Origin of the sequence: Enhygromyxa salina, from assembly GCF_002994635.1 — a bacterium.
In the GTDB taxonomy this organism is placed as follows: domain Bacteria; phylum Myxococcota_A; class Polyangia; order Nannocystales; family Nannocystaceae; genus Plesiocystis; species Plesiocystis salina_B.
The window spans coordinates 45296-57401 of the sequence record NZ_PVNL01000109.1; the positions used below are offsets into that span (position 1 = coordinate 45296).

The following is a 12106-nucleotide window of genomic DNA, read 5'->3' on the forward strand; positions in this document are numbered from 1 at the left end:
ATAGCCCGGCGACCGCCGACCGTCAAGACCCCCCTGACGCCGCCGGATACCGCCCCAGCAACCGCCCATCTGTGAGCGACCAGCAGCTCAGGTTGCCCCACGCGCTCACGGCCAGGATCTGGCCGTCTGGCGACACGGCCACGCCGCCGATCTGCCCCCGTCCGGGCTCGATCCGCAGCAACTCCGCCCCAGTGTCACGGTCGCTGACGCGCACGCAGTCACTCGCGGTGACGAGCGCGCGACCATCGGGGGTCCAGCACAGCGCCCTGACCATCTGCTCGTGCAGCCGCACGCGAGTGAGCTCAGTCCCATCGGCGCCCCAGATCACCAACCCGCCGTCAGCCTCGGCAGCCACGAGGTGATCTCCCCCGGGCGCCCAGCGCAGCACGCCGTTGCGTGAGCCAACGTTGCCGATCACGCGGGGCCGCCCAAGCTCGTCGACCGCGCGCAGCGAGACCTCCCCCGTGCGCTTCAACAGCGCCAGGGTGTCACCGCCGGGGTCCACGGCGATCACGTCGGCGGCGCGGTCGAGCGAGGCGCTGGCGTGCGGGGTCATGACCACACACTCGTCGTCGTCGCTGGCGGCGTACTGCCACGCGTGGAGCTTGCCGTCGCGGTCGCAGCTCAGCAGCAGCTCGCGCCCAGGCACGACCGCAACCGTGCCGACGAGGCTGCGATGAAAGCGAGCTCGGGCGAGCGCGCGCTGGGCCTCGAGATCCCACAGCAGCGTCAGGCCCTGGCCGGTGCCGATCCACATCCGCGCCCGAGCTCGATCGATCGCCACGGAGCTGACGTAGCTGCCGTGTTGCTGCCCGGCCAGGCGCCAGCGAGGCTCGAGGCCGGGCGCCGACAACCCGCACACGGCGTCGTTGTGCATCCACAGCTCACGGCTGTCGTCGGAGAACTCGACCCAACCGCCGTGGGTCAGCCGCATCCTGTCAATGCCGTCTCGAAGCTGGAACCATGGGGTGTCCTCGAGCGGCTGGTGGATCGGCCTGGTCTGCTTGCGGCTTCGTGTCCGCCGCCTGGCCGAGCGCTCCTGACGTTGAATCAAGCTTCGTCGCGCCCGCCAATTGGCGGACCCAACCCCAGGGTCATCACTTGGCGCGTGCTCATACCCGTACTCGACAAACCCGGTAGCCTTGGCCAGGCTGACCAGCGTCTCGCGGAGCATGGGCTCGCGGGCGTGGCTGACAAATTCAATTGTATCGAACTGGGTCCCGATCCCCTCAAGGAGCGTGCGCACGGAGTCCATGTGGTAGTCGCTGGGCTTGCTGCCGAATTCGCTGAACACGCGCAGCTTGGCGCGCAGACCATCGCGGACCAGCTCAATCGAGACATTGTGCAGATCGAGCCGCAGCCGCTCTAGCTGGTTCCAGTCACGCATGGCCTGCAACCACACGGTGGCATCGAGACCGCGCGGATCGCCGCTGGCAAACGGAAACGCAGACAACCGAAAGCTGGTCAGACGCCGGCCAAGCGGGGTGTCGAACAGCCACGCGAACGCGCTGGGCTGGCGCGAAAGGTTGTGGTCGTCGAGGTGCAGCCACAGCTCGCGGACGTTGGCGAGCCAGGTGGCCGGGGCGGCGCGCAGGTGGTCTAGCTCGAAGGGCGGCAGCTGCTCTGCGATGATCGGACCGAGCGTGTAAAGACCAGTGGGCTCGCCAACGTGCTCGCACAGGCGCCGCAGCTGGGCGAAGCCAAGCCCGCCCGCGCGCCGCAGCGCTCGCAGGTTGGGGTGGGTCAGCAGCTCGACGTCGTTGCACTCGAGCGCGCGGAAGGTCGCCCACGCGGGATCGTGGATCACGTCGCGCTCGGTCGCGGAGTCGAACACGACCTCGGCGGAGGCGGGAAAGCCTTGCTCGTAGCGAAGGGTCTTGCGCTCGATCACGGCGGCGAGCGGGCCGAGCCACGCGAGCGCGTGCTTGGTGAGCAGCTGTCGCTCGCGCTTGCTGGGGAGCTGATCGGGGGGGCGAGCGAGCTGCAGCTGCGCGAACTCGCCGCGGGGATCGCCTGCGCTGATCAGCGCGTCGGCCCACACAATGCGGTGCTCGATCACGTCTGGCTCGGCGTGGACGTGGGCGAGCAGCTCGGCGGCGAGCGTGTCACCCGGGCGAGCCGCGGCGGTGCTGGGGTCAAACGCCTCGAGCGCGGTGATCTGGGCCCGGAGCGCGGCGATCTGCTCACGCTCACCGTCGCTGGGCTCGGGCAGGCGCTCGGGCAGCCGCTTCAACAACGCGAAGCAGCGCTGGTTGAGCATCGGCCAAAACTGCGAGCTGCCGCCGACCGTCTCGAGGCGGCGCTCGAGCACGGGTCGCAGGCGAATGTCGGGAGCAGCCGTGAGCATGCCGAACAGCCGCGACCAGATCCCAAAGTTGGAGGACGCCATCACGGGCGGCTCGGTGATCATGCGGGCGAACGCAGCGTGCAGGCGCGGGTCGTCCTCGAAGCGGACCAGCAGCTCGAACCGCTCTTTCACGCGCTTGCCGAGCGGTCCCCGAAACATGCCTGGAACCAGCAGCTCGAGCTCGAACGAGGCCGCCTCGCTGGCCCTGGCGATCCACGCGGCGTGGTAGTCGGCGTCGCTCAGGTTGGGGTCTATAGGTGTGAGCCCGCTGGTGAGCTTGGCGCTGAGCGCCTCGACCAATTCGGCGAGCTCGGGCCAGCGATGCTTGTCCCGCCAGGCCCGAACGAGGTGGTCGAGGGCCAAAACGGGATCGGGCGCGCCCCCGAGAGCCTTGGCTGCGGCAGCGAGATGGTCCACGGTAGCTCCTAGCTCAGTCCAAACACCCGCTGCGCGTTGCCATGCAAATACAGCTCGCGGGCTTCGTCGTCGAGCCCGAGTTGATCGATCTGGGCCACGCACTGGGCCGGGGCGATCATCGGCCAATTCGAGCCAAACAGCACTTTCTTGCGCCCGTGCTTGCGCATGTACTCGACGAATTGCGCCGGCAGCCGCGAGGGCTTGTAGGCGCTCGTGTCAATGAACACATTCGGGTATTTGGTCGCCAATGCGATCATCTCGTCGGTCCACGGATACCCAACGTGCCCGCCCACGATCGTCAGCTCGGGGAAGTCGAGCGCGACATTGTCGAGGTGCGGGATCGGTCGGCCATACTCGGACCCGCGCAGGGGCCCCGTGTGCCCAACCTGCGTGCAGAACGGCACGCCATGCGCGACGCAGGCGGCGTAGATCGGGTAATAAAGGCGATGATCCGGGGCCAGCTCCCACAGCCATGGCAACACCCGGATCGCCTTGAACCCGAGCTCTTCGACGCAGCGCCGCACCTCTTCGACGGCGGCGATCGGGTGGCGTAGATCCACGGAGCCCACGCCAACGAAGCGATCGGGGTACGCCCGGGTCATGGCCGCGACCTCGTCATTGCTCAGCAGCGGACCCGCGGGGCCGTACCAGGCGCTGACGAGGGCGCGATCGATCTTGGCGGCGTCGAGGGCGGCGATCGTGAGCTCGATCGGGATCGCGTCGGGGACCTCGTCGACGCCCATCCAGCGCAGCAACGACGCAAAGATCGGATCGCGCATGAACGCGGGGGTAGGGTGCTGAATCCAGGCGTCGATGATCATGGTGAACGCTCCGGCAGAGGTGGATCAGCGCGGGCTGGCGGCGATGTTGCCACCGTCGACGGTGAGCACGCAGCCGGTCGTGCTGGGGGCCAGCGCCAGGTGTACGAACGCGGCCGCGACGTCGTTGGCCGTGACCTCGCGCGCGAGCAAGTTTGACCGAAAGTAGGCGTCGACCTCGAGCCCTCGGGCGGCGGCGCGGCGCTCGACGTCGTCGCTGGACATCAGGCCGGTCCGGATCCGGTCGGCGTTGACAGCGTTGGCGCGGACGCCGAGCGGCCCGCCCTCGAGCGCGTACTGCTTGGTCAAGGCCACGAGCGCGGCCTTGGGCAGGGCGTAGGGTCCGAACATGGGCCCCGGGTTGAAGGCGGCCTTCGAGGCGTTGAACAGCAAGAACCCACCGATCCCCTGGCGCTGAAACAGCGAGAAGGCCTCGCTGGCCAGCCACTGGTGGGCGTAAAAATTGACGGCGAAGCTGGCCTGAAGCAGCTCGGTGGTGCAGCTGGCGATCGACGACTGCGGCGCGTAGCCGGCGTTGGACACGATCCCATCGAGGCCGCCGAAGGTCAGGGCGCAGTTTTGCACGGCGCGACGCACAGCTTGCTCGTCGCTGACATCGACGATCTCGCTGGCCGCACCCAGCGAGCCAGCGACGGCCGCCAGCGCGTCGGCCTCACGATCGATCAAGTACAGCGACGCGCCCGCGCGGGCGAACGCGCGGGCGGTGGCCTCGCCGATCCCCCGGGCCGCGCCGGACACGAGCACGATGTGACCATCGAGCGGACGCGGCTGGCTCTTGCCGAGCTTGGCTTGCTCGAGCGACCAGTACTCCATGTCGAACAGATCGGTCTCGGGCAGGGCCTGGTAGCTGCCGATCGCCTCGGCGGCCTCGATCACGTCGATCGTGTGCTCATATAGATCCGCGGCGACCCGCGCGGCCTTCGGCGAGCCGCCCACGCCGATCATCACGCCGGCCCCGGGCGCGAGGATCACCCGTGGATCGGGGTCGAGCGCGGTGATGGTTCGCTGCGGCCGGGCCTCGGCCTGACGCGCGACGTAGGCTCGATACGCGCCGCGAAACTCGGCGAGCGCACGCTCGATCTCGCCGACGTACTCGCTGGCCGGGCGGCCGCGTAGATCGAGCAGCAGCGGGGCAGCCTTGGTCCGGATCACGTGGTCCGGCGTGACGGGGCCCCGCTGCGAGACCGCGACGAGATCGCTGCGATCGGTGAACCGCCGGATCGCCTCGCTGCTGCGCATGTCGAAGAAGTAGCGGCGATCTCGTGTGCCCACGCGCCCACGCAGCTCCGGGTAGAAGCGGGCCGGCTGCACGCTGGGCGCGGCGCTGGCGGGGGGCTGCTGGGTCTGCTGCCATGAACCGATGTAGCGCTCGGCCGCGTCGACCGCCCACACGTGGCGCTCGTACGACTCTTGCGCGGTCGCTCCCCAGGTGAACAGGCCGTGCTGCAGCAGCAACAGGCCCTCGGCCTTGGGGTGGGCCTGCGCGACCTCGGCCGCGAGCTTGGCCAGCGCGAAGCCAGGCATGACGTAGGGCACCAGGGCCAGGCGCTCACCGAACAGGGCGGCACAGATCCGCGCGGCTTCGGGCTGATCCACGCAGGCCAGGATCGCGTCGGCGTGGGAGTGATCGATGAACTTGGCGGGCAAGAACGCGTGGAGCAGGGTCTCGACCGACGGGTTTGGCGCGCCCGCGTCGAGCAGGCGGGTGCGCTGGGCGTTGACCATGTCCTCGTCGGTCATGGCCTCGAGCGCGCGCAGCTCGGTCAGGGTCGAGAGCCGCACGGCGGGCAGCCCGGCCGGCTCGATGTCGCCTAGATCCCAGCCGCTGCCCTTGACGCACAAGACCTCGACGGTCGCGCCCGTGTCGTCGACGAGCTGGGTCTTGACCGAGGTGTTGCCGCCGCCGTGCAGGACCAAGCTGGGCTCGCGGCCGATCAGGCGCGAGCTGTAGACGCGCAGGGCGACGTCCTCGTTGGCGTGGGGGGCGTTGGCGTAGCGCTCGATGTAGTCGCGCGCGTCTTGATCCGACCAGCGGCTTTGCATGCGCCGACGGTTGTACCGCGGCCTGTGCAGGCGCGCAGGGGTCGAGGTCTTGGGTGGAACGATTTTTTGCGAGCTGGGGGCAGGATCCGTACCTTGCGAGCACCGACGCCGATGACCTGGCTCAATCGCATCCTGCTGGCCTTGTTCATCACCGCCGCGCTGGCGTTCCTGCCCAACTACGAGCACCTGGGGGCCGAGGATCTCGCCCGGGTGCGGGCCGAGCGGGACGCCCTGATCGAGAGCAACACGCGGCTGCGTGACGAGATCCGTCTGCTCGACGCCGAGGTCGACGCGCTGCACCGCGACCCCGAGGACCCCGACTCGCACGAGCGGGTCGACCGAGAGCTCGCGCGCATTGCTCGTGAGGACCTCAACATGATCAAGCCGGGCGAGCTCGTGTTCGAGCTGCACCGCCCGCAAGCCCCGCGAACCCGGGGCACCGGAGACCAGCGATGACCGTACTCGCGCGCACCTTGTTTCGGGCTCGCCGCCAGGCGGTCGAGTGGTGGGGTCTGATCGTGGTCGTGGCCTTCGCCTACCTGATGGCGATGGGCCAGTTCTCGGCGACTCGGCTGTGGGCCGGCGACCTGCTGGTGCTCACGGGCCTGGCGATCTACGCGGCCACGCTCGGCCGGGCGGTGATGCGCGAGCTGGGTCCGGTCGCTGGTGACGGGCCGCGGCGCCGGGTCGGGGCCACGCTGGCCGTCGACGCCGCCCACGAGATCGAGCTGGGCCTGCTGTTGGTGACCGGGGTCTACATCCTGATCGTCGCAACCGGCGGGCTCGGGAGCTTCCTGTATCCGCTGGTCTACGCGCTCGTCTCGTTCTTGTTGATCGTCAACAAGCAGCGCTGGATCGCGGGGATCTGGCTGGCGGCGACCTGCATGCTCGAGATCCTGGTCGGCTACGCGAGCGGCAAGGCCGGACTCGAGGGGCACTGGGGCATCGTCGCGATGCACCTGACCTATCTGTTGTTCTTCGCGGCCGGCAACCTGCTGGTCCTGACCAGCCTCGCGCGGCGACTGCGGGGCCAGCACGCGGAGTCGGTCAGCGCCGAGCTCGCCCGGGTCCGCCAGGAGGCTCGCGACTTTCGCCTGATCGCGTCGCAGCTGCCGCTTGCGAGCCGGGCGGTCCGCAGCCGCGAGGAGGAGGAGCTGCGCATGTCGCAAGGGGCCGTGCAGGCGATCCACGAGCAGCTGTTCTTCACGATCGATCTGCTGAGCGTCTCGCTCGAGCTCCACACCGCGGCGTTGTTGTGGGTCGAGGCCGACGACGAGGAGCGCAAGCCGGGTGAGCGCGTCGACTCGCGCAAGACCCCGCGACTGGTGATCAAGGAGATGGCGACCGCGTCGGAGATGGTGATCGACACCCCGACGATCGAGTCGCCGGGGGTGCTCGCGGCGGTGCTGCGCGACCCCAAGCCGCTGCGCCTCAAGTCGCTGGGTGGACGCCGGGTGCCGCCCTACTACCAGGGGCCCGAGCCGGTCACGGATCTGTGCGCGGTGCCGTTGACCGACGGCAAGGTCGTGCGCGGGTTCTTGTGCGCCGACCGGATCGACGACCGGCCGTTCAGCGATCTCGAGCAAGAGACGCTGATCAAGGCCGGCAGCCAGTGCCTGCGGATCATCGAGCAGGAGCGGGCGTTCGCGGCGGTCGAGCGCGGCAAGTACGAGCAAGAGCAGTTCTACCGGGCCAGCGAGCTGCTCAATCAGGCGCTCACGCTGCAGGACGTGTACGCCAAGACCTTCGCCGCGCTCGGTGCCATGGCGCCCTATGAGCTCGCGGTGATCACCCGCCACGACGCGGGCGCGGGGATTCACGAGGTCATCGCGGTGCGCTGCAACGCGCAGCTGGATCAGCAGGGGCACAGCGAGCGCGAGCTCGAGTACTGGCGCTCGCTGGCCACCCAGCTCGAGTCCATGCGGTTCCGCGACGGCGTGTGTCTGGCCTCGATGGCGGTCAAGAACCGCCACCACATGCCAGCCAACGGCGACTACACCGACAGCTCGGTCGCGGTGTTCGATCCCAGCGCGAAGCTCGACAAGGCCCGCAGCGTGCTGGTGCTGCCGCTGGTCCGCGGTGAGCAGGTGCTGGGCACGGTCACGCTGGTGAGCGCGCGGGCCAAGGCCTACCCGCCAGCGGCGCGGGAGATGCTGCGGGTGATCTCGCACCAGGTCGGCGTCAGCCTGCAGAACGCCCGCATGTACGAGTCGATGGAGGAGCGGGCGACCACCGACGGTCTGACCGGGCTGACCAACCATCGCGCGTTCCAGGAGCGGCTCGAGCACCTGCATGCGCTAGCCGAGCGGACCGGGCAGAAGTTCTCGATCATCTTGACCGACATCGATCACTTCAAGAGCGTCAACGACACCTACGGGCACCCGGTCGGCGACGCGGTGCTCAAGCGGGTCGCGGCGATCTTCACCCAGCATGCGCGCAAGGTCGACATCGTGGCCCGCTACGGCGGCGAAGAGTTCGTCCTGGTGCTGCCCGACACCGACGGTGAGGGCGCGGCCGTGTTCGCCAATCGGCTCCGCGAAGAGATCGCGGCCCAGTCGATCACCTCGGACAACGGGAGCTTCTCGGTCACCCTGTCACTTGGCGTGGCCGAGTTCCCGGGTGATGGGCTCGATCGCCATGAGCTGATCGAGAAGGCTGATCAGGCGCTGTACTACTGCAAAGAGCACGGCCGCAACCGCGTGACGAAGGTCTGCGACCTGCCCTGAGCTTGGGGTGGCTTGGCCTGGCTTGGCATCGCGACCCCGGGTGGGGGATGATGCTCCCGTGGCGGGGCCGAAGCACTGGCGCGCGGGGGCGGTTCTGCTCGGGCTTGCGATTGGGCTGGGCGGTGCGCAGCTCGAGACGGCGCACGCCGAGGGCGACGTGGACGAGCCGATCACCGCGCAGGTCCGCGCGCTGCCTGTCCCAACGCTGGCGCCCGGGCAGACGAGCGAGCTCTCGCTGGTGCTGCTCGAGGCGCCCGAGCGCGAGCTCCCGCTGCTGACACGTGTGCAACCGAGCGAGCTCGCGCTGGTCGAGAACCGCCTGGGGTGGTCGGCCGTCGTCGATCCGCTGGCTGTTCAGCCGCGCCTGCGGGTCCCGATCAAGGCGCCCGCGGTGCCGGGCAGCTACGAGGTCCGCGCGAGCGTGGACTACTTCGTCTGCAGCGAGCAGTGGTGCCGGGCCAAGCACGGCGAGCTTCGCTGGACGTTGGTGGTCGCCGAGCCCGTGAGCCTCTGAGTTCCTACGGCAGCACGCACAGCGCGAACTTGTTGTTCTGATTGTTCCCCTGCGAGCACCAGCTGTTCTGCTCGGCGCCGCAGCCCCCGTTCCAGTTGTTGCCCATGTACTGATACACGCCCCACAGCGCCATGCAGCTGCCCGGGTTCCCGTTGTTGCACAGCAGCTGCGAGAGCGCCTGCATCGGGTTGCCGCAGCTGGGCTCGTTGTTGGTCTGCAAGCAGATGTTGTCGTTGTAGTTGCACCCGGCCGTGGCCGCGCAGGGGGTCGCGAGCCCGCAGTCCGAGCAGGCCTGGGCGATGTTGGGATCGGTCATCGCGCCCATGACCGGGACCTTGAAGTAGGTGTAGCCGTTCCAGTCGTCGACGACGATGTCTCCGTCGCACTCGGCGAAGCACATCGCGTCGCAGCCGTCCTCGCTCACGTTGTTGCCGTCGTCGCACTCCTCGACGCCGGTCTGCTTGAAGCCGTCGCCGCACGAGGCGGGGATGCAGCTGCTGGGACACGCGTCGTCGTCGTCGAGGTTGTTGTCGTCGCACTCCTCGACGCCTGTCCAGACGATGCCGTCGCCGCAGGTCGCCGGCTCGCAAAATGGATGGGTGCACGCGTCGTCGCTGGCCGTGTTGCCGTCGTCACATGCCTCGACGCCAGCTTGGATGTAGCCGTCGCCGCAGAACGCGAGCTGGCACGCCGGGCACTCGTCGCTGGTCTCGCTGTTGCCGTCGTCGCACTGCTCGCCGTCCTGCAAGATCCCGTCACCACACTCGCCGGGCAGACACATGCTGTTGCAGCCATCGGCGGGATCGTCGTTGGCGTCGTCGCAGATCTCGACGCCGTCGTGCACGAAGCCGTCGCCGCAGGTCGCGAGCTTGCAGCCGCTCACGCACTCGTCGGTGTTGCTGGGGTTGCCGTCGTCGCACTCCTCGAAGCCCTCGTACACGTAGCCGTCGCCGCAGCTGGCGATGAAGCAATTCGGCGTGCACTGACCGGACTCGGAATTTTGCGTGCCGAGGTCGCACTCTTCGCCGGCCTGGACGATCCCGTCGCCGCAGTCTTCGTTGCCGGTATCACTGTCGCCGTCGCCGCTGGTCTCGGCCGGGTCGCCGTCGCCGTCGCCAGCCGTGGCGGTGGTGGAGAGGCTCCCAAAGCCTGTGAAGCCGTCGCCCGAGTCCCCGCTCGAGCACGCCAAGACCGCGCTCAGGCCGACAATTAAGACGAGGGATCGATCGCGACCAAGAAGCCTGAGCTCGAGTGCCATGCCGCATTGTCGCTGCCAGCGGGCGAGCATGGAAGTCCCTTGGGCCGCGGCTCGGACGCCCGATCGCGGGGACGGGGTCACGAGGGGGGCGGACCGGCCCAGCTCAAGCTTCGTCGGCCTGGACCACGCGATCGAGGGTCTTGTCCGGATCGAGGGTCTTGGCCTCCGCGTCGGCGGCAGCTTGCAGCGCGCGCTGCAGCTTCTTGTCGGCCCGCGGCTCCGAGTTGACCCGCAGCATCCGCTCGCGCACGCGCGAGTGCTGCCGGGTCTTGTACGCGTCGTGCGAGGACTCGCCCTCTTCGTTGGCGCGGGCCGTCGCGGCGTCGATCAGCTGAAACTCCGCGAGCACGAACACCATGTCGCCGCGGTCGTCGTCGCCGAGCTGGTCTTGGCGGTTGGGGCCGTCGCGGGTCAGGCGATCGACGCGGACGGGCAGGTCGGCGATGAAGTTGATCACCCGGAAGTTGGCGCCCGAGAACTCGTTGGTCTCGGCCCGGCGGCCTTCGTCGGTGGTCAGGCGGCTCGGGCCAATCGCGAGGTCGCGCAGATCGATCAGATCGTTGACGGTCTGACCGGGGACCACGTAGTTGAACGGGATCAGCTTGCGCAGCATCGTGCGCAAGGTCGGGACCAGGTCCTCGCGGCGCTTGACGATCAGCCGGAACCGCAGCCGATCGAACACCCGGGCGGCGCTGGTCTCACGCTTGACGAGCATCTTGGTGAGCAGCGACTCGCGGGTCTTGCGGGACCACGCAAACTCGACCACGGGCGCGCCGCTCGAGCGCAGCTGATCGAAGATCGCCAGCACGCTCTGCTCGACGGACTCGAACAGCTCGGTGTCGGCGAGCGCGAGCCGGGTCCGGAGCTCGCGGGCGTCGAGGTGATGCAGGATGTGCATGACCTTGAGCAGCACGCACGCGCCTCGCTGTTGTTTGCGGGTGCCCTTGCCCGAGGCCATCAGCGGCAGCTCGATGAACGGGGCCCCGTGCGAGACCTCGTCGTCGAGGTGAAAATTGAGCACGCGCTGCAGGTAGTCGACCGCGTTGCCGCGCAGGACCTCGATCCGTCGGCGGTCGCCCTCGTCGTCCCAGTCGAACGCGTTGAGCTCGAGCAGCCGCCGTGCGTCCGCCTCGGTCTCGAGGTCGAGGCGGTGCCAGTCGATCACCGACTCACCCCGCAACAGCAGGCGCAGCTCGTTGGCGTCCTGCAGATCGATCGTTTCGAGCGACGGGACGGCGTCGGCCTGTCGCACCATCTCGGAGACCGAGAAGGCGCCGAGTTTTCGGACCGGCGCGCCCTCGCTGGACGGGCCGGCGCCAGGAGCTGGCGGTTGTTGATGCGACTCACTCATGGCGCGACTGGGTGCGGCCCGTCGCTCCAGCTTAGACTAGTGAGCCGCATCACGGGCAAGTCGAGTGTTGTAAACTCGACCGAGCGAAGCCGCTCAGTTTGCGCGGCTCGTGAAGCGCAGGGTACCGACGAGGAGGCCGATGCTGACGAGGGCGGCGGTGAGGTTTCCGATGTAGGCGAGGATCATCGTTTCTGCTCCGGTTGGGTGACTTCCTGTGAGTTACCACTTACTTGGATATCGACCTACAAAGTTGCAGATGTAGGTGTAGGTCGCAGACGCCTAGGGTAAGTCCAGAAAGAAGCCCCGAACGGGGAGAAACACGGGGTTCGGGGCAGGCCCTCACCACGCGGCAGCCCCTCTAGCACATTCCCGAACCTGCGAAAAGACGCTCACACTGTGGTTGTTTTACTCCAGGTGCGAGTCGGCGCACACTTCGCATTCACGCGCAGACGGGTCCGTGGTCGAGCTTGCAGGTGCCGCTCGATGCCAGTTGGCTACCTGAGAAATGCTGGAAAAACGCGCTTTTGTGCGGGCCGGCCTGTTCGCGAGTGGCGCCGGGGTGGCGGCATTGGGTGCAGCCAGCCAACCGCTCCGGGGGCGGAGACCGGGGG

8 protein-coding genes are annotated in these 12106 nt (G+C 68.5%); 3 read left to right on the forward strand and 5 right to left on the reverse strand.

Annotation, left to right across the window (positions count from 1 at the left end; translation table 11 throughout):
* Positions 1-22: 22 nt before the first annotated feature.
* Genes ENSA7_RS27000 through ENSA7_RS27010 form a run of 3 tightly spaced genes read right to left on the reverse strand, consistent with a single transcriptional unit; the run spans position 23 to position 5646 of the window.
* The gene (locus tag ENSA7_RS27000) at positions 23-2764 is read right to left on the reverse strand and encodes a WD40 repeat domain-containing protein (RefSeq protein WP_146158169.1); all 2742 of its coding nucleotides are present in this window, start codon (positions 2762-2764) and stop codon (positions 23-25) included.
* Positions 2765-2772: 8 nt separating this feature from the next.
* The gene (locus ENSA7_RS27005; protein ID WP_106092236.1) at positions 2773-3585 is read right to left on the reverse strand and encodes an amidohydrolase family protein; all 813 of its coding nucleotides are present in this window, start codon (positions 3583-3585) and stop codon (positions 2773-2775) included.
* 24 nt (positions 3586-3609) lie between these two features.
* Complete coding sequence (locus tag ENSA7_RS27010) at positions 3610-5646, reverse strand: bifunctional aldolase/short-chain dehydrogenase (protein WP_106092237.1); 2037 nt, start codon at positions 5644-5646, stop codon at positions 3610-3612.
* Positions 5647-5757: 111 nt separating this feature from the next.
* Between ENSA7_RS27010 and ENSA7_RS27015 the strand changes: the two genes are divergently transcribed.
* Genes ENSA7_RS27015 through ENSA7_RS27025 form a run of 3 tightly spaced genes read left to right on the forward strand, consistent with a single transcriptional unit; the run spans position 5758 to position 8886 of the window.
* A complete protein-coding gene (locus tag ENSA7_RS27015; protein WP_106092238.1) occupies positions 5758-6102 on the forward strand; it encodes an FtsB family cell division protein in 345 nt (114 codons plus the stop codon).
* On the forward strand, positions 6099-8372 hold the full coding sequence (locus tag ENSA7_RS27020; protein WP_106092239.1) for a sensor domain-containing diguanylate cyclase: 2274 nt from the start codon (positions 6099-6101) through the stop codon (positions 8370-8372). Before ENSA7_RS27015 ends, ENSA7_RS27020 begins: the two co-directional genes overlap by 4 nt.
* Before the next feature lie 58 nt (positions 8373-8430).
* Positions 8431-8886: a hypothetical protein gene (locus ENSA7_RS27025; protein WP_106092240.1), complete on the forward strand. Its 456-nt coding sequence runs from the start codon at positions 8431-8433 to the stop codon at positions 8884-8886.
* Positions 8887-8890: 4 nt separating this feature from the next.
* Here the strand turns inward: ENSA7_RS27025 and ENSA7_RS27030 are convergent, their stop codons facing one another.
* Positions 8891-10144, reverse strand: a complete 1254-nt coding sequence (locus ENSA7_RS27030; protein ID WP_106092241.1) for a DUF4215 domain-containing protein — start codon at positions 10142-10144, stop codon at positions 8891-8893.
* A 103-nt stretch (positions 10145-10247) separates the two neighbouring features.
* Entirely contained in the window at positions 10248-11495 is a 1248-nt protein-coding gene (locus ENSA7_RS27035; protein WP_106092242.1) for a TIGR04552 family protein, read from the reverse strand.
* Between the last annotated feature and the right edge of the window lie 611 nt (positions 11496-12106).